Source organism: Pantoea sp. AS-PWVM4 (assembly GCF_000468095.1).
Taxonomy (GTDB): Bacteria; Pseudomonadota; Gammaproteobacteria; order Enterobacterales; family Enterobacteriaceae; genus Pantoea; species Pantoea phytobeneficialis.
Map to the genome: position 1 here is coordinate 118,547 of NZ_ASZC01000018.1, position 20,478 is coordinate 139,024.

General features: G+C 53.6%; 20 protein-coding genes and 2 pseudogenes. 7 read left to right on the plus strand and 15 right to left on the minus strand.

What is annotated here, in order from left to right; translation table 11 throughout:
- Positions 1 to 68 precede the first annotated feature (68 nt).
- Positions 69 to 725, plus strand: a complete 657-nt coding sequence (locus tag L579_RS16925) for a GntR family transcriptional regulator (RefSeq protein ID WP_021185403.1) — start codon at positions 69 to 71, stop codon at positions 723 to 725.
- 42 nt (positions 726 to 767) lie between these two features.
- On the opposite strand, the gene L579_RS24200 is transcribed toward L579_RS16925, so the two are convergent.
- The 3 genes from L579_RS24200 to L579_RS16935 all read right to left on the minus strand — a co-directional run bounded on the left by L579_RS24200 (position 768) and on the right by L579_RS16935 (position 3,022).
- Entirely contained in the window at positions 768 to 1,010 is a 243-nt protein-coding gene (locus L579_RS24200) for a Txe/YoeB family addiction module toxin (RefSeq protein ID WP_071783598.1), read from the minus strand.
- On the minus strand, positions 982 to 2,277 hold the full coding sequence (locus L579_RS16930; RefSeq protein ID WP_036627086.1) for a glycoside hydrolase family 10 protein: 1,296 nt from the start codon (positions 2,275 to 2,277) through the stop codon (positions 982 to 984). Before L579_RS16930 ends, L579_RS24200 begins: the two co-directional genes overlap by 29 nt.
- A gap of 211 nt (positions 2,278 to 2,488) precedes the next feature.
- Complete coding sequence (locus L579_RS16935; protein ID WP_036627088.1) at positions 2,489 to 3,022, minus strand: hypothetical protein; 534 nt, start codon at positions 3,020 to 3,022, stop codon at positions 2,489 to 2,491.
- Positions 3,023 to 3,361: 339 nt separating this feature from the next.
- On the opposite strand from L579_RS16935, the gene L579_RS16940 reads away from it, so the two are divergent.
- Positions 3,362 to 3,670: a hypothetical protein gene (locus L579_RS16940; RefSeq protein WP_021185406.1), complete on the plus strand. Its 309-nt coding sequence runs from the start codon at positions 3,362 to 3,364 to the stop codon at positions 3,668 to 3,670.
- Here the strand turns inward: L579_RS16940 and L579_RS16945 are convergent.
- From L579_RS16945 to fimA, 4 genes and pseudogenes are all read right to left on the minus strand, one after another.
- A complete protein-coding gene (locus L579_RS16945) occupies positions 3,667 to 4,326 on the minus strand; it encodes a DUF1345 domain-containing protein (RefSeq protein WP_036627091.1) in 660 nt (219 codons plus the stop codon). The genes L579_RS16940 and L579_RS16945 overlap by 4 nt on opposite strands.
- A gap of 80 nt (positions 4,327 to 4,406) precedes the next feature.
- A complete protein-coding gene (locus L579_RS16950) occupies positions 4,407 to 5,693 on the minus strand; it encodes a methyl-accepting chemotaxis protein (protein ID WP_021185408.1) in 1,287 nt (428 codons plus the stop codon).
- Between the two features lie 673 nt (positions 5,694 to 6,366).
- A pseudogene (locus tag L579_RS16955) lies at positions 6,367 to 7,890 on the minus strand (IS3 family transposase); the annotation flags it as partial.
- Between the two features lie 88 nt (positions 7,891 to 7,978).
- A pseudogene (fimA, locus tag L579_RS16960) lies at positions 7,979 to 8,284 on the minus strand (type 1 fimbrial protein subunit FimA); the annotation flags it as partial.
- A 596-nt stretch (positions 8,285 to 8,880) separates the two neighbouring features.
- On the opposite strand from fimA, the gene L579_RS16965 reads away from it, so the two are divergent.
- Entirely contained in the window at positions 8,881 to 9,960 is a 1,080-nt protein-coding gene (locus tag L579_RS16965; RefSeq protein ID WP_152521901.1) for a hypothetical protein, read from the plus strand.
- Here L579_RS16965 and L579_RS16970 read toward each other — a convergent pair.
- The 7 genes from L579_RS16970 to L579_RS17000 are packed head-to-tail and all read right to left on the minus strand — an operon-like array spanning position 9,901 to position 16,861.
- Positions 9,901 to 10,656, minus strand: coding sequence for an SDR family NAD(P)-dependent oxidoreductase (locus L579_RS16970; protein WP_021185411.1), 756 nt, complete (start codon positions 10,654 to 10,656; stop codon positions 9,901 to 9,903). The genes L579_RS16965 and L579_RS16970 overlap by 60 nt on opposite strands.
- Positions 10,653 to 11,618, minus strand: coding sequence for a zinc-dependent alcohol dehydrogenase (locus L579_RS16975; protein WP_021185412.1), 966 nt, complete (start codon positions 11,616 to 11,618; stop codon positions 10,653 to 10,655). The genes L579_RS16970 and L579_RS16975 overlap by 4 nt, the downstream gene beginning before the upstream one ends.
- A gap of 9 nt (positions 11,619 to 11,627) precedes the next feature.
- The gene (locus tag L579_RS16980; protein ID WP_021185413.1) at positions 11,628 to 12,914 is read right to left on the minus strand and encodes a hypothetical protein; all 1,287 of its coding nucleotides are present in this window, start codon (positions 12,912 to 12,914) and stop codon (positions 11,628 to 11,630) included.
- A complete protein-coding gene (gene hisD / locus L579_RS16985; protein WP_021185414.1) occupies positions 12,904 to 14,232 on the minus strand; it encodes a histidinol dehydrogenase in 1,329 nt (442 codons plus the stop codon). Before hisD ends, L579_RS16980 begins: the two co-directional genes overlap by 11 nt.
- A 15-nt stretch (positions 14,233 to 14,247) precedes the next feature.
- Positions 14,248 to 15,009 (minus strand): ABC transporter ATP-binding protein, encoded by a 762-nt coding sequence (locus tag L579_RS16990; protein WP_021185415.1) that lies wholly within the window; start codon positions 15,007 to 15,009, stop codon positions 14,248 to 14,250.
- Positions 15,009 to 15,854 carry an ABC transporter permease gene (locus L579_RS16995; protein ID WP_021185416.1) on the minus strand — a complete coding sequence of 282 codons (846 nt, stop codon included), beginning with the start codon at positions 15,852 to 15,854 and terminating at the stop codon, positions 15,009 to 15,011. Before L579_RS16995 ends, L579_RS16990 begins: the two co-directional genes overlap by 1 nt.
- Before the next feature lie 17 nt (positions 15,855 to 15,871).
- The gene (locus L579_RS17000) at positions 15,872 to 16,861 is read right to left on the minus strand and encodes an ABC transporter substrate-binding protein (RefSeq protein ID WP_021185417.1); all 990 of its coding nucleotides are present in this window, start codon (positions 16,859 to 16,861) and stop codon (positions 15,872 to 15,874) included.
- A gap of 610 nt (positions 16,862 to 17,471) precedes the next feature.
- Between L579_RS17000 and L579_RS23630 the strand changes: the two genes are divergently transcribed.
- Entirely contained in the window at positions 17,472 to 17,600 is a 129-nt protein-coding gene (locus L579_RS23630; protein ID WP_235056610.1) for a Hok/Gef family protein, read from the plus strand.
- A gap of 405 nt (positions 17,601 to 18,005) precedes the next feature.
- Complete coding sequence (locus tag L579_RS17005; RefSeq protein ID WP_036627149.1) at positions 18,006 to 18,158, plus strand: Hok/Gef family protein; 153 nt, start codon at positions 18,006 to 18,008, stop codon at positions 18,156 to 18,158.
- A gap of 139 nt (positions 18,159 to 18,297) precedes the next feature.
- Here L579_RS17005 and L579_RS17010 read toward each other — a convergent pair whose 3' ends face one another.
- Positions 18,298 to 19,032 carry a FadR/GntR family transcriptional regulator gene (locus L579_RS17010; protein ID WP_021185419.1) on the minus strand — a complete coding sequence of 245 codons (735 nt, stop codon included), beginning with the start codon at positions 19,030 to 19,032 and terminating at the stop codon, positions 18,298 to 18,300.
- A gap of 270 nt (positions 19,033 to 19,302) precedes the next feature.
- Here L579_RS17010 and L579_RS17015 point away from each other — a divergent pair, with 270 nt between their 5' ends.
- Together L579_RS17015 and L579_RS17020 are read left to right on the plus strand one after the other, a co-directional pair.
- Positions 19,303 to 19,830 carry a RidA family protein gene (locus L579_RS17015; RefSeq protein ID WP_051337987.1) on the plus strand — a complete coding sequence of 176 codons (528 nt, stop codon included), beginning with the start codon at positions 19,303 to 19,305 and terminating at the stop codon, positions 19,828 to 19,830.
- Entirely contained in the window at positions 19,814 to 20,476 is a 663-nt protein-coding gene (locus L579_RS17020) for an amino acid ABC transporter permease (protein WP_021185421.1), read from the plus strand. The genes L579_RS17015 and L579_RS17020 overlap by 17 nt, the downstream gene beginning before the upstream one ends.
- The last annotated feature ends 2 nt before the right edge of the window (positions 20,477 to 20,478 follow it).

Sequence of the window (20,478 nt, forward strand, 5' to 3'; positions counted from 1 at the left end):
CAGGACGTTTTGGCAACAAAACATTTAAACTTCTTACCATTTGCACAATCCGGGAAAGGAAAAAACGCATGATTGAGATGGAAAAAGCACAGCGACTCAGCCTGACTGCCCAGGTAGAAGCCACGCTGCGTAGCGCCCTGATTGTCGGTAAGCTCAAGCCCGGCGCGCGCCTGGTCACGCGTGATCTTGCGGCCCAGCTAGGTACCAGCATCACCCCGGTGCGTGAGGCGTTACTGCGCTTAGTTTCCGCTGGCGCACTCAACGCCACCCCGGCGGCAGCGTTTTTGGTGCCGGAAATGACACTGGCGCGATATCAGGAGATCACTCTGATACGTAAGCAACTGGAAGGGTTAGCGGTGCGGATGGCAACACCGAATATCACGAAAAAACAACTTTCTGAGCTTAAAAAATTGTGCGATCGCTTTATGCAGGCCAAGTTGAGTGGGGAAGTGGAAACCGCACTGGAAGCCAACCGTGCGTTTCGTTTCACCCTGTACGGCTATGCGCACATGCCGACGTTATTGCTGCTGATTGAACAACTGTGGGTGCAAATTGGGCCTTGCCTGAATTATCTCTATCCGCAATCGATGGAAATGGCCAAAGGACATAATTACGATCACCTGCTGGAGGCGTTGCAGACCAAAGATGTGGTGCTGGCGGAGCAGGTGGTGATGAAGGCGATTGATGACGGCGCGGCGATTTTGCTGAGAACGTATTTTGTTTGATGGATTTCTGGGGCGCGATAAATCGCGCCGCTACAAAAAAAGTTAAAGCTCGTAAGGGAACCGACACGCAACTATCGTGATTACGCCATCACTGACGCTGTAAACCAGACGATGCTCCCGGTTTATACGACGTGAATAAAGGGCAGGTTTTTTGTAATGCCTTAACCGTTCAGGTTTACCAATACCCTGCAAGGGATTCTCATGAGCGGCTTTGATCAGCTCTCTGACGCGTTCAACAACTTTAATACAAGAAAACTTAACTCCCCCAGCGGCTACGCAGATAATTCACCGCCTGCTGCGTTTGCGGCTGATTAAGGTAGTTTTCTCTGAACAGAATTGTGCCGCTGATCTGCGGCAGTGATTCATTTAAATCCAGCTGTTTTTTCAACTCCGGCACACCGCCGTTGACCGTCCAGTCCGGTTCACTCTTTGAGGGTTCACCCACTTTATACAATGCCACGCCGATATAGAGGCGGGTATGTGTCGGTTTCACCACATTCGCCCACCAGTTTGCCAGCACATCATAGCGCGCCGCCTGACGTGAGAACGGCCAGTAAATTTGCGGGGCAATATAATCCAGCAAGCCCATTTGTACCCACTGACGGGTGTCGGCAAAAGCCTCATCATAAGCTGCCGCACCTCGGGTATCGGAACCGGAGGGATCATGCGACAGGTTGCGCCATACGCCAGCCGGGCTGACGCCAAACTCGACACTGGGTTTCAGCTGTTTAATGGTGCGAGACACCTGCTCGATCAACAATTGTGTATTGTGACGTCGCCAGTCGGCTTTGGACGCAAATCCCTGACCATATTGGCGGAACGTCTGGCTATCATTCAGGGCAGATCCCGGAGATTCGGCGTAAAAATAATCATCAAACTGCACCCCATCGACCGGATAATGGCTAACCACTTCCGCCACAATGCTGGTGATCCAGTCGCGTGCCGCGGGTATGCCAGGGTCAAGCACAAAGCGATCGCCGGCAGTACGGATCCAGTCACGATGCAACACAAACACACTGGCAGGATGAAGCGACAGGGTGGCGTTTAGTTCAGCCACGGTGGATGGCTTGGTGTTGACTGAGACGCGATAGGGGTTAAACCAGGCGTGCACTTTCATGCCGCGCTTATGCGCTTCGTCCAGAATAAATTGCAGCGGATCATAACCAGGGTCGGCACCGATCTTACCGGTCAGCATATCGGACCAGGGCAGAATTTTAGAAGGCCACAGCGCAGTACCATCCGGTTTTACCTGGAAAAATACGGTGTTGATACCCAGGCTCTTTAACTTATCCAGTTTTTCGGTGAGCGCTTTTTGCTGCTGGCTGATGCGGCTGGCGGCACTGCTGGCATTCACCGACGCGACCGGCGGCCAGTCAAGGCGTGAAACGGTTGCCAACCAGACGCCGCGCATCGGTTGCTGATCGGTTACCGGTTTCGTCGGTAAAGGGGGCTGCGCAACGGTCGGTAGCGGGGTGACCAGTGATTTTGGCGGTTGTGACGTGCAGCCAGCAACTGCCAAAGCGACCGCGACAAGCCAGCCACTCCTTTTCAGCGAGAGGGTGATGATAAGCTCCGGTTATTCTGATGATCCTGTAAAAAGGACATTTTCTGAGTTAGGCGATCAAAGTCAAGCCGGGCGCAATGCTTTTCGTACATGGACAAATTCTGCACAGTTTTATACCCACTTTGTACAGGCTGAGGCATGAGCAGAGGTGGAGTTACCGGCATGCCGGTAACTCTCTTGTATATTACGATGTGAGTTATTAACCATAAGCCAGAGTAGTCACGGTGCGTTTATCAAATTTTGTTATTTTTCCTGGATTAGGGTCGTTATCAGATGTTTTATGCAGGACGCTGATTTCTGTACCATCAGTGCCATCCCATTCGATGACAAATTCATATTTTATCGCATTCACGAATAACTCTTGATCCGTTTGCGGCATATTGGACGCAAAGCCAATTTTTAATTTATGCTCAGGATCAAGTGGAAGGGGTTTATCCCCATTCGTCGGGTCATTCAAATGCAGATTCTCCTGTGCTTTTTTCTCACTGTTATAAAATCTTGCAAAAAAAGGATTGTTAAACCAGTTGGCGAAATTGGCATTCCCTCTATCGACTTCTTCATTTCCGGTATAAATTTGACAGGAGATATTACAAAAGGTCTTTTTTGTTGGTGTGACAAAAACCCCCTGGGCTTCATGGATAAATGCCAGATAATTTATAGAGTTAGGGTTATCATTGACTCTTTGTAATTCCAGTACAAATCTTAATGTGCATATTACAGTGTCCTGACTCATATTTCTTACCTCTCAATTCAATGCATTGGTTTTGGCTCATCGACTGTCGGAGTCGGTAGGGACGCTTGCAACCCGGATCGAGATTGCAGGAAGGATTCTAGCCACGCTCTGTGAGTAATACATGCGAAGCGCGGAAAAAGCTGACTGACATCAGCTGATGTCTATTTTATTGTATTTAATGGATAATCAGGTACTCATCAAAAAAACGTCATAATTAAATACAAGTGGGAACAATGGCTGGTGGTTTTACATTTGGCAACCAATTAAAATACTTCTACATGAGGCAGCGGCAACGAGACGAAATGTAGTCCATCAACGACAAGATTAAGGACAAATACGATGAGCGATAAAAAAATGATTTCAATCGATCAATTCAATCCTGAGGAGCGGTTGGCGGTTGACGAGGTGCTAAGGGGATTGGTGCAAAAGTATCGCCAGCGCACCGGTAAGGAACCGGACGTAAAAAAAGAGAAGGAATTCACCGCCGAGGCTCGACAGCAAATCATGGCGCTGAAGCAGGCGAAAGAGAAAGCGCTGGCAGAGAAAGCGAAAAAGAAACCGTTGAAAAAGAAAAAACCGGAGTCGCAGGCGGCCAGTGAGGTCAGTGACTTCAACTGGTCGGCCTCGGTGATGAAAGGGCGACGTTAACTCAACAATCCCGCGCCAACATTCACCGACAATCCAAGAATCGCCAGATTAAAGACAAACGAAATCACCGACTGAAGCAGCGCAATCTGGCGAATGTCGGTGGTGCCGGTAGCCACATCGGCGGTTTGTGCTGCCACGGCGATGGTGAAGGAGAAATAGAGAAAATCCCAGTATCCTGGATTGTCCGGTTTCTCCGGAAAGATCATCGGAGTGACCTTATGACTTCGGTGCAAATAGTGATGATGGGCGTAATGCAGGGCGAACGATGTTGGCAACAAAGCCCATGAAACCACCAGGGTGCTGGCCGTCAGCAGCAGATGTAACACGCGCGGCGTGCCGGTAAGGTGTTTTAACGAGGGCAGCTCGATAAGGATAGCCATCAGACTGACCAGACAACCCAGCGTCACCAGGCTTAGCACCAATGTCGCGCTCTCATCCTGTTGTCTGGCGATCTGCGGAATATCTTTCACGTCGGTACGTAGCATGCGTAGCCAGACGAGGATCAAATACAGCCACGCCAGTATATTCCAGCCAATCAACAACCGTTGCAGATAACCCAGTTGGGCAGGAAGCAAAAAAAAGCACAGTATCCCGGCGGCAATAGAAACCAGAAAACGCAATCGGGTGCGTAGGTGAGTTCGGAAAGAATAATCCATTGTTATTTTTGCCCGACAAAATAAGCGTATAGATTAACTATAGGCGTGGAGGGCAGCGTAGTGTCCCTCCACGCCGACAATCACACATCCAGCCGATGAATTACATTTACAAACTCGTGCACACCGCGATTAATCTCTCGCAGGCTGCGTGACAAATCACTGATTTTATCCTGTTCCGACACCACAAAATGTTTAACCTCATCCAGCTGGTGATACATCTGCTGGATCAGCCGTGCATTTTCCTCCACGACCTCGGTGATTTTATGTGTGGCGGTAGCGGTAGAAGCCGCCAGTCGCCGCACCTCGCCTGCGACAACGCTAAATCCACGTCCGGCCTCTCCAGCTCTGGCCGATTCGATGGCGGCATTCAGCGCCAGGATATTGGTTTGTGAGGCAATCAGGTTAATGGAGGCGACCACTTCGCTGATACTTTTCGCTGACGCGCTCAATTGCGCGCCGATCTCAGTAGCGGCGTTAACCTGCACCGAGACCAGCCCGGAATTACGGACAGTCTCTTCAAGTACCTCGTTGGCGTTATGGGTAATTTGTGATGTCTGTTCTGAAGTGGTGACTGCGATGTCTGCCACCCGTTTTGCTGCCTCGACGCGAGCGGTGATATCCGAGGCGATCTTGATCACCTTGTAGACCTTGCCGTCAGCGTCGAATACCGGATTGTAGCTGGCTTCAAGCCAGATGCGTTCACCACTGGCGGTTTTACGTTCAAAGCGACCGACAAAGTGCTGACCCTTGGCGATTTTCTGCCAGAAGTCCGGATTTTCACGGTAAAAATTGTCATAGCAGAACAAACGGTGATGTTTGCCGATAATCTCCGGCAGGTTATAACCCATATGCGTAAGGAAATTGTCGTTAGCCGTGAGAATATGGCCGTCGGGAGTGAATTCAATCACGGCCATAGAGCGGTCCAGCGCCGTGATTACCGCTTCTTTTTGCTCCAGTTCCTGGTGCCGTGCGGTGATATCGCTTGCCACTTTAATCACCTTGTACACCTTGCCTTTATCATCGCTGACCGGAAAGTAAGTGGCGCTGAGATAAAATCGCTGATGCTGATGGTTAAAGCGTTCGAAAATACCGGTTACTGACTCACCTGAGGCGAGCCTCTGCCAGAAGTGGCGATATTCCGCCGTGAGGGTGTAAGCCGGGCTACAGAAAATCCGGTGATGTTTGCCCTGAATTTCTCCCAGGTTGTAGCCGGTAACATCGAGAAACTGCTGGTTGGCGCTGAGTATTTCGCCATCGGGCAAAAACTCAATCCATGCCACATGTTGTTTGATCGCCTCAATATCCTTCGCAATGCCACCATCTCTGGAAAAATGCAAAAAAGAGCCCGACTTTTTAACACCAAACATAAGACACCCCAGGAGGTTATCGTTATCCCGATTAATAAATCGCGTGCCGAATCTGACGGCTGCGCATGATTTTCCCTGCCGGACACTTGATCATCCGCCTGATATGGCGAAAGAGGGGTCTCTGCTGCGCAAAGCGCGCAGGCCGGGATGTGTTGATCGTCCTTTGTCTGGTGTTGTGTAAACGAACTGAGAGTAAACTGAAAACATCGTCCCACATTTCAGTATCGGCAGAAAACACAGAAACTTCATGAAAATTTTAGAGGCATTGGTGATGATAAGCATTGATTATAGTGAAAGTTCTTACTTTTCTGGCTGGGGGAGAACCAGTCAATTTTAATCCAGACAGGGATGCTGACCATGAACACAATTACCCGTTCGCTCAAAAAAAAGTGTCGTTACGTGAATTCTGAGAGAAACGCAGGGGGATTGGGCGGGAGATTTTGCGTAGCGCTGCCAGGTGTGTTCCGGTTATTCCGTAGCGGCGCGATTTATCGCGCATCGTCCAGTCAGGGTGGCGTAAAACCCGCGCGATAAATCGCGCCGCTACGGGAGAGGTGGTATTGCGGGATTAACGGAATATTTAATTTAACATAATCATGATTATGCGAACTAAATATGTAATGGCCAAATTGGGATGTCCGCCTCGGAGATGCGGATGTTTTCCTGGTGTTGTGAGCCCCAGATGCTCCCGGTACTTCACCGGACTCATCGCACCTAATGATATTTTGATTCTCTTCTCGTTATACCAGCGTATGTACCTGTCCAGGAAGCACATAAAATCTTCCAGCGTTGCGCCCGCCCAGTTTCTGCCGTAGTACATTTCATTTTTGACCCGCCCGAAGAAGCCTTCGCACGCCGCATTATCCGACGAGCAACCCTTGCGTGACATGGACCTTATAAGACCCGATCCGTTGATACGATCCAGCCAGCCCGACCACCGGTAATGGCTGCCTCTGTCACTGTGTATCACCGGTCTTTCATTTTCGCTGAGCGTATCGATCGCATCATCGAGCATGGCGTTTACCAGTTTTGCGTCCGGACGTGTCCCTATGGTCCAGCTCACCACTTTGCCATCAAAACAGTCGATGACTGGCGACAGATAGACCTTGCCTGCCGGAAGATGGAACTCGGTAATATCGGTCAGCCACTTCTCATTTGGCCTGCCCGAGCGAAAATTTCTGGCGAGAAGATTTTCTGGTGCCTGACCGATTTCTCCGCAGTAAGCGCTGTATCGCCGCCGCCCGACACGCTTAACAACCAGCTGTTCTTCAGCCATCAGTCTGCGGACAACCTTTTCTGAGATATACGTGTTGTTTTCCCGGAGCATCGCGTGGAGACGCCGGTAGCCATAGCAGCGGTAATTTCCCTCAAAGATCTGTGCCATGGTTACACGTATTTTCGCGTACTTGTCATGCAGACGCAGGCTTGCTTTGTGATAAAAATAGCAACTGCGGGCAAGCTCCATAGCACTGAGCAGTTCAGCAACGGGATAGATTTCCTTAAGGGCATCAACGAGCCGGGTCTTCTCCCTGTTCTTCAGGGTCAGGACGCTGATGCCCATGTCTTTTTTTATCAGTTCATTCGCTTTTGTCAGGATGTCACGCTCAAGCTGTAGCTGATGAACCTGCTGTTTAAGCTTCTTTATTTCATCGCGCAGTGCATCCTGCTGCTTATCCTGAGAAGCTGGTTTACGATTACCCATGGAGTGATAAGCCTCATCGTCGATCAGGTCTTTCTTCCATTTGTACAGGACCGGAACGCTGATACCCATCTTTTGTGCGACTTTAAGGGCAGTCCCGCGCCGGGTGCAGAGTTCGCGGACGGCCTGCGTTTTTTCTTCCGGGCTGAAGCATTTATTCGTGTTCGAGCGAATAATCAGCGGGCGTCGCCCCGGATAAATCTCCTCGATCCAGCTCTTGAGCACTTCACTACTGGGATAGCCAATGGTACGGCGCGTGTAGGCCAGGCAACCGCCGTGCGTAAGATAATGCTCAACCGCAGCGACTTTCTGTGCCTGTGAATACCGTTTTCTTGGTTTTAATTCCCTGGGTAAGTCACCGGCCTCTTCATAAATTCGAACCCAACGGGAAAGCTGTTTAACGGATGGATAGCCCAACTCTCTGACAACAACTGTCAGCCTTTTACCATATCGATAATAAAGCTCAACAGCCCGGATCCGGTCCTCATATGAGTGCATGAATTATCTCCTGAAGGTCCAGGAAATCGTCCGCACCTCCCTCGGTCTAAATAGACAGGTCAGCTTTATAGTCTCATCCGGATGCTAACGAGGTCACATCAAGAATCTCAATACCCACACCGCGCGCCATCGTCCCGTTATCGCCAGAGTTAACTGCCAGCAGCGTTGGGTCGGTCGCATCCGTCTGGCCGGCGAAGGCCACAGCAGCGGTGCGGTATTGACCTAATCTCACCGTCTGGTTATCAGACTGGGTACTGACGGCACAGGCTGCATTGACCAGCTGACCTTCGAAATGGACCGTGCCGCCATTGACGGAAACCGCATCAGCGTGTGCAACCCCGCTCATCAGAGCAACGGCAGCGACGAGTGTGGAAGCTACTTTGGTTAATTTCATCACTATTCCTAATAATAAATACGCACATCTGGAAAATGTATCCTTCATTATTCCATTTGAGTCATCATCGTTTCTTAATAAGTCGCTTTATCGGTTTTCACATCCTGTGAAATTGCATTACCGCAGCCAGATCACTGACGTAGCACATCAATAAAAAGCGAGTAAACAGCATCTAAGTTGCCGTTAAGAATTTTAGATTTGAGGTTAGGAATTTTCCCAGGTATATATTGATGATTTAGTTATTAACGAATATTTATCAATAAGATATGCGCTATTAATCATAAAAAAATCGAGAGAACTAAGACATTAATCAGAAATGGTTACTTTTTTTCAGGGAAAATTAAGCTGTTGTGTCACTGTGAAATTTTCACTGATGACGCGGGTAAAATAGAAATGGGGTTATGTCACCTATTATCATAATAAGTTTTTTATATGACACGATCGTTAAATTAACCCTACTTTAACAATACACACTTATCTCGATCATAAAAATGGATGTCATAATGTCTGTGGTCACATGTTCCCGTAGCTCTCATGCCTCTGTTGTTTTCTCAGCGACCGACAATAATGCTTCTAAATTGCGCTCATTGACCTTCGTGGCTAATACCGCAGACGCCCAATATTCTGGTGCCAGGATTACACGGCAACGCTCGTATTCATCTCCGGCCCAAATCATCGGTTCATTACCGGATTCGCAAGCTAGCGGGGGCAAGGACTTTATTGTTATTGATATACCGGAACAGGAAACTGAACTGCCCCCTGTTCAGTCTTCTCATCTGTTAAGCAATATCGGTAATGTTGCCGCACGTAGCCTGGCGTCGGTCGCGGTGTCTACCGGGGTGCGTGAAGTGGTCAGACGCGTGGTGCTCCCGGCGGTGGCACCTGCCACGCTCAGCGCATTGGCGGTTGGCTGCGGTACGGTATCTCTGGTTTTGCAGGGCGGAGCTCTGGCCTGGGATTGCTATCAGGGAAGACAGACCACGCAAAACGTTTGCGCGCGTGTGGGAAGTATCTTACTGGCAGGCGGTTCGATGATTGGGTTGGTATGCAGCGGCGGATTGTCCCTGGCGGCGGCCCCCTTAATCTCTGCCGTGGTGGTGTATGTCCCGATCCGTGATTTCATTCAATATTTTCTGCCACTGCGTGACAACGTCACTTCTGAGGTGGATTTTCGCGCTGTTCTCAGCGCAGCAGCAGCGTATGCCGTCAACCAAACGGCCGTCAGTCTGGGGATGATAAAGTTTGCCGATGTGCTGGAACCGCTGCTTGGCCCGGTCACGGCCAATATCGCTGCCGTGACCAGCCTGAATTTTCTCGGCGAAACCGCAGAAGAGTTAATCACCCGCCACATCAAAGCCTGGTACGCTGGCGAGCCAGACTTGCGGATTGATTTGCATCCACGTTGCGCCGAGGAGGTGACCTGGCAAAGCGTATGCGACACCTTTACCGATCCGGTCGCTGGCCGGGCCTCATTATTCACGGCAGGTTTTGCTAACTCCTTTGCCATCCCCGGCGGTGACCTGGCAGCCAGTGGCGCTGTTGGCCTGACGCTGGGGGTGGGTTTTCCGCTGTTCACCTATAGCGCCGATCATCCAACCCCGTCGACTCCTGTGCTGTCAAATCGCCGCGAGATAACCACCATCGACATAGATTACCTGTCCGGTGAGATATTTTGACGCATCGGAGCAGAGGAAAATGGCGGTGCCAACCAAATCATCCAGTTCACCAAAGCGGCCAAGCGGGATTTTTTGCAGCATCGCGGCGCACCAGACGCTGTCTTCATAGAATTCGGCGGTCAGATCGGTGCTGAAATAACCTGGCCCGAGGCCATTTACCCGAATCCCCTGCCCGGCCCACTCCGTTGCCAGCGTGCGGGTTAACCCCGCCAGCCCTGATTTCGAGGCACCATAGGCGGCCGCACCGGGCACACCGACTTCGCTGGTCAACGAACAGAGATTAAGGATCGCCCCGCCGCGCCCCACCATACCGCGTGCGGCAGCCTGGGCGACGAAAAACGCGCCTTTCAGGTTGGTATCCACGATGCGTTGCCACAGCGCTTCATCGACGTCGAGCGACGGGCACAGTTGCTCAGTCCCGGCGTTGTTGATCACCACATCAAACGGCGGCAGGCGGGCAAAAAAATCGCGGATCGCCTGTGGTTGTGAGACATCCAGCGGCCAGGCTTCGGCTTGTGGATCGATCTGGCGCAGCGCGAACAGCGCGTTATCCAGCGTGGCCGCATCGCGCCCACACAATGTTACCTGTGCGCCCGCCTGCGCCAGACCCGACGCCAGCGCACAGCCTATGCCGCGTGAGCTGCCTGTCACCAGCGCGCGTTTTCCCTGGAGCGAGAATCGTTCTAATCCTTTCATGGGGTGATCACCGTTTTTAACCAGGGGCTGCGACCAGCAATCAAATGTGGGTAGATGTCCGGCACGTCATCAAGGCCGATGGCAGGCGCGACCAGCGTCGCCAGTTTATCCGCCAACTGTGGCAGCAAGGCCAGCGCCTGGCGTTGTTCATCACGAAACACGCTACAACCTACCAGGATGATTTCCCGCTCCACCAGGCGGTTCATATCGAAATCCGCTGAATGGTGGAATAACCCCACCAGCGCAACCCGTCCCCCGCTGCTGATCTCTTCCACCAGCTGGCTCAATACCGCATTAATCCCGGTGGCCTCCACGGCAAAATCAAACGGGCCGGGTGGCTGCAACGGAATCAGGTTTGCCAGCCGCTGGAAACGCTCGGCGTTTGGCTCAACCAGTTGCACCTGGCAATGTGCCACCTCGTGCAGCAGCAAGGCGACCAGCCCGCCGATGGTGCCACCCCCGGCGACCCGCACCCGTGCCCCAGGCGCAAGCTGCAACTGGTTCACCACCCGTAGCGCCACGCCCAGCGGTTCGCTGAGCACCGCAATCTGCGGCGGCAAATCGTCTGTCACCCGAAGCAATCCGCGCGCCGGTAACAGGGTTTGCTCGGCGAAGCCGCCATCGCACACTTCCCCGACAAAGCCCAGCTTCTCGCACAGGTTGAAGTGCTGCCGGGCACAGGCCGGGCACTCACCGCACCAGACGCGGGAGTCCGCCACGACCCGATCGCCCGGACGAAAATCGCTGACGTCCGGGGCGCAGGCCATCACCTCGCCCATCAACTCGTGGCCCGGTGTCACCGGCAGATGGGCAAACCATTTACCGGTACGGTAGTTATGCAAATCGGAACCACAAATTCCCGCTGCCAGCACACGAATCTGCACCTGACCTGGCGCCAGCGTGGGGGCAGGAACCTCCGCCACGCTCAACTGCTCAATGCCTGCTAACCGCACAGCTTTCATGCCGTCTCCTTACACCAGTTGATTGATCCAGCGATTGAAATCATCATCCCCTTCACTCCCCAGCATCACCGCCAGCGCCAGTCCCAGCGAGGAGGTCAACGGCGTATGCCCGCTGCCGCCGCCAGCCCGCAGGTCCAGTACCAGCGTCGGACAACAAAACATCGCCAGCCGCACCACCCGCTGCCAGTTACCCGGTAACCAGCCTTTCTCACGCAACGTTGCCAGCAGCGGCCGCCAGTAGTTCTCCCCTTTGCTGTCAAGGAATGCAGCACGCAACGGCGTCAGTTGCCAGTTGTGGCTGACATGCAACGTATCGCCACGGCGTACCACCGTGGCCTGATAGCGCCCGTCGGCCTGCGCGGGTTCATACAACCACAGCGGATGGGCAAAGATGTTATGGAAGGTGGCTTTCACCTCCGCCAGCAATGCCGGAATATGGCTGCCGGCGAAGGCGGGATCGAAACTGACCAACCGCGGTTGTTCGCCCTGCGTGTCATACCAGACATTGGCGTTGTGCGCATCGCCATGCGCCACGACCACACCATGTTGCGCCAACGCTGCCGGGGCCAGCAGTTGCCCGGCTTCGAGAAACAACTGACGCAGGCTGTGAGCGTAGCGCACCCCGTTGATCTCCCACTGCAACTGGCTGAGGGTTTGCCATGACAGCGTCTCGCCCGCGAGGATAAATTCTTTATCGACGTAAAAACGCTGCACGCGCCCGCCCAGTCCGGCCGGTGCATCCGGTGAAATCAACCGGTGCCAGAACAGCTGATGGATGGGTTCCGCCACTACCTCATCTACGCTGCCACGTTGCAACGTGGGCAGGGTTTTTTGCAGAATATCGCGGTCAGCGTGTTGCTGTGCCGTGATCACCGCCGCCTGCAACGCAGGATCGTCCCCCGCCTCAATTTCCCGACAGACATCCGCCAGTCGCCGATCGTTACGCAGGGTGTAGAGCAAAATCTGTCGCCCCGGCTCACCGCAGGCGTAGCAGGGGACATCCACCGCGAAACCATGCTCGCGCAGCAATTCGGCACGGTAGTACTCTTCGATGGTGTGTTCTTCGCTCTCTTCATGGTGATACTTGAAAAACAAGCGGCGACTGCCATCAAGGGTAACGTGGCCGTTCAGCGAATTGAGGCTGTATTGATCGCGGTTGATCGCCACATCACTGGCCGTCCCCCCCGTGACCTCACTGATCAACTGGGTGAGTTTCTGTTGTGCCCCCTGCCAGTCACCCGCGCGCGCCAGGGTACGCGCCTGCGCGGCCAACGGTTGCCGTGGTTCAGCGGTCATCCTTCTCTCCCATCAGCGTTTTACGCAGGTCGGACACCGCCAGTGCATGACCGGGGAATCCTTCATACAGCGCGAAGCGATGGGCTTTGGTTGCCAGTGCATCGTAACCCGCCGAAGTAACATAGCCGACCGAGACACGTTTCATATAATCAAACACCGACAGCGGCCCGGCGGTTTTCGCTGCACCGTTGGTGGGTAACACCGCATTCGGGCCGAGCACAAAGTTACCGAGGGTAATCGGGGTGTGCTGTCCGAGCAGGATTTCTCCGGCATTACGAATCTGCGGCATGACCGCCAGCGGTTCACGCGCCAGAATCTCCAGATGCTCTGGCGCGTACTGATTAACAAATTCAACCGCAGTGGCGAAATCTTTGGTCAGCACCACGCCGCCATGTGTGCCGCACAGCACCGCCTGAGAAAACTCCGCGCGTTTCTCACTCTGCTGCGCCCAGTAGCCGGGCAGCGCGGCAATCGCCTCTTCCGCCACGCGGCGGCTGGAGGTGACCAGATACGCCGAAGAATCCGGGCCATGTTCGGATTCAATCAGCAAATCTAACGCGGCCAGCGCGCCATCGACGCTGCCATCCGCCAGGATGATGCTCTCGCTGGGGCCAGCCGGGACGCCGGGATCAATCAGATGTGTCAGTTGACGTTTCGCCGCCACCACCCACGGGCTGCCGGGGCCGACAATTTTCAGGCACTTCGGCACGCTCTCCGTACCATACGCCACGGCCGCTACGCCCTGTGCGCCGCCGCATTTATAAATTTCGGTGATGCCAACCAGTTTTGCTGCGACCAGCGTGGCGTCATCCACTTTGCCATCCGGTCCCGGTGGCGTAATCACCACCGGACGCGGTACTCCCGCTACCACCGCCGGAATGGTGGTCATAATCAGCACGCTGGGAAACGAGCCTTTCCCCCGAGGCACGTAGCAGGCGACGGCATCGATCGGGACGTGGCGATCGCCCGCAAACACGCCTGGCTGCATCTCCTTCAGCCACATCTCTTCCGGTTTTTGCGCCTCATGAAACTTACGCACGTTCTCCACCGAGAACCGAATCGACTCGATAACCTCCGGGTCCATTCGGGCAAAGGCGGCATCAAACTCTTCAGGCTCAGCGCGAATCGAGAAATGTTCCGGTTGCACCCCATCAAATTCACGCGCGAAGCGGATCAGCGCCGCATCCCCTTCGTTTTTTACCGCCTCGATAATCGGCGTGACGCGCGCAGCAAAGAACGAGAGATCAGATTCGGTGCGTTTAAAAAGCGCCTCCGGCAGGGTGTCGGCCTGGGTTAAATCGTGAAAAGTTACGGACATCGTGGTTTCCTTAAGTCAGTGGGTCGCGAGGGGCTGACGAATGCGTGACAACACCCGGTGCTGCAAATCAATGAACTCGGGATCGCGGCTCATTTCTTCATGTCGTGGTCGGGGGAGATTCACCGGGAAGGTGCTGTCGATAACGCCCTGTCCCATTACCACGATGCGATCGGAGAGCCACACCGCTTCTTCAATGTCATGGGTAACAAACATCACCGTCAGGCGATGTTTTTCCCAGATTTCAATCAGTAACTGCTGCATCTGATGGCGGGTCATGGCATCCAGCGCGCCAAAGGGTTCGTCCATCAGCAGAATTTTCGGGCGATACGACAGCGCGCGCGCAATCGCCACACGTTGTTTCATGCCACCGGAAAGTTCACCCGGCCAGCGGTCACCGGCATTCTCCAGCCGAACCAGTTCGAGATGTTGCTGGGCAATCTCACGGCATTGCTTTGCCGGGGTGCCCGCCGCCTTCAGGGCAAACTCAATGTTTTGCCGCGCGGTTAGCCACGGCAGCAAGGTGTAGGATTGAAACACCACGCCGCGATCCAACCCCGGTCCGGTGATGGATCGCCCATCCACCAGCACATCACCGCCTTCGAACTCCTCTAACCCGGCGGCAATTGACAACAGGGTACTTTTGCCACAGCCGGATGCGCCGACAATCGAGACAAATTCGTTATCGTTCAGGGTTAAATCAATCCCATGCAGCACTCGCCGTTGGGTTTTGCCCAGTGGGAAACTTTTTTCCAGTTTGGATAAGGTCAGCGTGGCCATCAGGAGCGTCTCCGGTTGTAGCGGAATAACACGCGTTCAGCCGCGCGCATCAGTTGGTCGGTGATCAGGCCCAACAATCCCAGCAGCAGGATGTAGCCGATAATGGTGTCGGTCTGGAAGTAGCGCTGGGACACCACGATGCGGTAGCCGAGGCCAGAGGTGGAAGCCACCAGCTCTGCCAGCACCAGCCAGGTCCATGCCCAGCCCAGACTGATACGCAGCGCATCCCAGATCGCGGGCAAGGCGGCGGGTAACACAATGCGCAGCAGGATTTTGCGATCGGGCATACCCAGGGTGCGCCCCAGACCAATAAAATCTACCGGTACGCGTTTCACCGCATCCATCATCATCAGCACCTGCTGGAAAAAGGTGCCGATCCAGATCACCAAAAACTTCTGCACATCGTCGGTGCCGGTCCACAAAATGGTCAGCGGTACAAACGCCACCACCGGCATATAGCGGATGAAATCCACCAGCGGTTCGAAAATGGCTTTGAACAGGCCATAACACCCGGCCAGCACACCGATCACAATCGACATCAACGAGGAGATCACAAAAGCAATGGCGATGCGATAAAGGCTGCTCTGCACATCGCTCCATAAGGTGCCGTCACCGGCTAAGCGCACCATGCGTTGCCAGACCTGATCAAGGCCCGGCAGAAAGATCGCCGGGATCGTGCCGTTCCGGGTTGCCAGCCACCAACTGATCAGCAACACCGCAAACACCGCGACAGCGATGCTGAGAAACTGCCCCCGTGAGGGGGCGCGACCAATGGTGAGCAGCGACCAGCGACGCCGCCGTGCATGAGAGGGACGGTTGACGGCGTCCAGTTTTAAAGAACTCATTACGCCTCCGGGGAGGATTACTGTGCGTTAACGAAGCTGGCGTCAATCACCTGCGCGGGTGTTACCGGTTGGCTGATAATCCCGGCTTCGGTTGCCGCTTTCAGAACATGCGGGAAGGTGGTGGTACTGTATTCGCCGCCCAGTACCGCTTTGTTCTCCGCCAGGGTGTAATATTTCACACCATCAAACGCGGTGTTGAGATCCTCGACGCTGGCGCCTACCGCTTTAGCAATAATGGCGCGATCCGCCGGGGTGTTGGCCTGATAATGCGCCACGGCAGCATCCCAGGTTTTAATCAGGGCGGCAATCTGGCCGGGTTTGTTTTTGATCACGTCATCACGTACCACCAGCACGTCGCTGATTAACCCCGGGTCAGATGCACCGCTGTAGAGCATCTTCAGGCTGGGATCCCCCTTCATCGCTACCGAAAGATAAGGTTCGTAGGTCACCGCGACCGGGACGCGTTTAGCGATCAACGCGCTCCCGGCAGACGACGCCGGCATTGGCACAGGTTTGATATCACTGTACTTCAGACCCGCCTTGGCCAGCGCGCTGCGCAGCAAAATGTCGCTGGTGGTGCCTTCTTCATAGGCGACCTGCTTCCCTTTCAGGTCTTTTAACGAAGTGACATCTTTGGAAACCAGCATCGCATCGGCGGTCTGACTGCGGTCCAGTAACAGGACCACTTTGACCGGCAGCCCGGCGGAGATCATGCCCATGGCGGTGTGTGTGGCAATGTTGGCGGCATCAATCTGACCACTCGCCAGCGCGGCGTTAATATCTTTATCTTCCGCGAAGTTAATCACCTCAACGTTGTCTAATCCCTGCTGCTTATACAGGTTGTGTGCGGTGGCCACATGCCATTGGCCGTAACCCAGCCAGGGTTCAATCCCCATCTTTAACGTGCCTGCTTCCGGTGCCGGTGCGGCCAGACTGCTGGCAGACGCGATCAAACCAAAACAACAGGCCGCCGCAAGGGTCGTTTTCAACGTACGCAGAGATAGCATGCTGATTTCCTTCTGGTAAAAAGTTAAGGGTGATTGTTGTCAGAGCATGTATATACAACTGCAAGCAAATTAAGTGCCAGGATTACAGCCCGCTACAGCAGGACCAACGCGAGATGTTGCACGAAAGTTGCGCACCAATGGAGAGCATTGCACAGTTTTCAGTCAGCGCAAACAGGTTGGCTGGGAATGTTAGTGATAGCGCAGGGAGCCCGTCATGGCTGGGGGGAATTTGATTTTGCAGATAATGATGAAATGAACTGACAGATTTTCATCCCTGATGGGAGGCAAATCACAAACTTCGCATGCAATAATAAAAAACCTGGTCTTGTTATAAACATAACACACTGATTTAAAACAAAATTCTATTTTTATTATGTGTTTTTACGATAAATCGTTACTTGTTCGCGGAATTGATGTTTAACAGACAAAAAACGTATTATCGCGGCGGGTGCTTGAGGCTTTCTGCCTTAAGCATACAGTTGCTGATGGCGGAAAGAGAAAAGCCCCAGGAAGATTATCCATCAACCTGAGGCTGCCCTTGATGCCTAGACAACATCAAGGTAGCCTCTTACGCGCCGTAAGGCAAGGAGGTACAGACATGAAACAGCTGATGACGAGGAAAGTCTTCATCATTGTGATCCTTATCATTCTGGTGACGCAGAAGAATCTTTGCGAGATTCGATTGCGAACCGGAGTCACGGAGGTCGCTGTTTCAATGGCATGTAGCGCTCTGAAGTAAGATGTCACAACGGCGGGGCTCGCCCCGCCGTTTTCGTTGTTGTCAGGCAAGGCACTCAGGCACCCTTCTTCATTCTCTCCTGATGGAGATCCCACTCACATTTCTCACATGAAGCCCAAAAAACAAGTGACAGTTTATTAATTATTTTGTCATTGATTTTTATAAAAATATCACAGGATATCTTGTAAAAATGAGGGCGATGTTATGCATTCTGGTAATTGATGTGCTGGCAGGGAATAAGTAGACTCGCAGCGGGTGCCTGGGGCTTTCTGCCTTATGCATGCCATTGCTGACGGCAGAAAGAGAAAAGCCCCAGGTGACTGTAAATCAACCTGAGGCCTTATCTTTATGCCTGAACAACATAAAGGTAGCCTCTTACATGCCGTAAGGCAAGAGGTAACAACCATGAAGCAGCATACGACGATAATGTTTGTCATCCTGCTGATACTGGCGGTGACAGCCGTCATCCTGGTCTCGCGTAAGGATCTCTGTGAAATACGGTATCGCACCGCAGTAACGGAGGTGGCTGTTTCGCTGGCGTGTGAAACCTTGAAGTAAGGGCCACAACGGCGGGGTTCGCCCCGCCGTTCCGGTTGTTGTCAGGCAAAGGCCTTCAGGCACCCTTCTCACCCTCCGGTAGCGGCGCGATTTATCGCGCAATTACGGGAGAGTTGTCGGAAAAACAGCGCGATTGCAGTTACCCATAAACACTTAATGACGCGAGAATCCGGGTAAAGTAGTCATCCGCCCGTTTCTGGGCCAATTTACCATCGCGCGCCTCCAGGGCTTCCACCAACGGCGTCAGCTCCCGCAACGTTTGCTCGCGCACGATGTCGCTTACCGCCGAGTGCAACGAATGTTGGCCGTCATACTGCACCGCGCGACGGTCGGCAATCACGTTATCGAAGATCTGAATCAGGAAGCGGTTACGCGTTGCGGCAAACATCGCCTGATGCACCGCGTAAATATGTTCTTTATATTGCAGCCACTCCTGCGTTTCACGAATGCCCTGCAAATGGTGGCGCATTTTGGCGAAGTCTTCTTCGGTCGCACGCGCAGTGACCAGCGTCATCATCATCGGCTCGAACAGCAGGCGTCCTTCGAGGATCTCGCTGTAAGTCGGCACTTCTTTGTGCCAGGCGGCCACCGGGCGGTCGGTGTCGCTCAACTGTTGGTTCAGGTTTTCCGACAGGTACGAGCCGCTACCGACCTTACGCGTGACTAATCCCTGCGTCGACATCATCGCCAACACGTTGCGAATGGTGCTGCGTGAGGTCGCAAAGCGGCGCGCCAGCTCACGCTCGTTGGGTAATTTATCCCCCGCTTTTAAATCCCCCTCACGGATGGCCTGCATAATTGAGCGGTACACGCTCACGGCGGCGGTTTTATCGTGGCCGACAATGCGTTGGGAGATGTCATCAGTGCTGTTCATCCGGCGACTCCTGGAGAATATCCTTAAATGGCTGACCAATTTGGTCAGCTGGCGGCGATTATAGCCTGAGTTCGCCACCTCCGCGAGTGGCGAAATCAGCAAAGTTATGCTGTCAGATCCTTTACTTATCAGGGTGACAGCCGGATATCCGGTCTTAACGTGACCCCACTCACAACCCGGTCATACAAATTGCTTATTGGTTAACCATTATGGTTGACCAATAAAAACCAGCGTGGTCATAATGCCGAAAAAATTCATACAGGGCAAAAAATGAACACCTCCGTCGCAACGCCATTATCCCCCACTGATTGCCGCTTGAGCGACCATTTGCACACGCTGGGCATTGAACTTCCGCCGGTGCCGACACCGGTCGCCAATTTTGTCACCTGGCGGGTATTTGGCAACTTTCTTTATCTCTCCGGCCAGGGGCCGCTGGAAGCCAATGGACATCTGCATACCGGCAAAGTGGGCGATGAAGTGAGCGTGGAGGATGCGTATCAGCACGCACGCCTGACCGGTCTTAATCTGTTGGCCGTCGCCCGTCAGGCCACTGGCGATCTCGGTGCGATTAAAAGCGTGGTCAAGTTGCTGGGTTGGGTCAACGCGCAGGATAGCTTTCAGCAACATCCGCAGGTGATTAACGGCTGTTCCGATCTGTTTGTCGAGGTGTTTGGCGAGCAGATTGGGCGCGGGGCACGTTCTGCCATCGGCGCAGGATCGCTGCCGCAGAACCAGACGGTCGAAATCGAAGCCATTCTCGAACTTGAGGAGTCGGTTGCCGATGGATTACGTGTTTGATTTTGCCTCGCTGCTGCCGTACCGCGATGTACTGGCAAAGGGGCTGATGGAAACCGCCCTCTATGCCCTGCTGTCGATCCTGTTTGGGTTGAGTATCGGTGCGGTCTGTGCGTTGACGCTGGTGTATGCCCGCACCGCCTGGCGGCGACTGGTGCGCGGTTATGTGGAGTTTTTTCGCAATACCCCATCGCTGGTGCAACTGTTTTTGATTTACTTCGGCCTGCCCAGTCTCGGCTTGCATCTCTCGCCGCCGGTCGCCGGGATCATCGCCCTGTCGCTGTATTGCGGCGCCTATATGACGGAGATCCTGCGCGCCGGGCTGATTTCGCTGCCACGCGGCTTAAGCGAGGCCGGTGAAGCGCTTGGACTATCAAAACGCCAGATCATCACCCATGTACTAACGCTCCCGGCGATGCAGAACGTGTTCCCGGCGCTCGCCAGCCAGATGGTGCTGACGCTGATCGGCACCAGCCTGATTTCGCAAATTGGCGTGGAAGAGATCTTCCACAGCGGCAGCTTTGTTGACTCACGTACCTTTCGCAGCTTTGAAATCTATCTGCTGATTTGCGGCCTCTACTTCTTCGCCGTCAGCCTGATGAAAGTGTTGCTGCGCATGGTGTGGTATCGCTTTCAGGCACGGAGGTAACC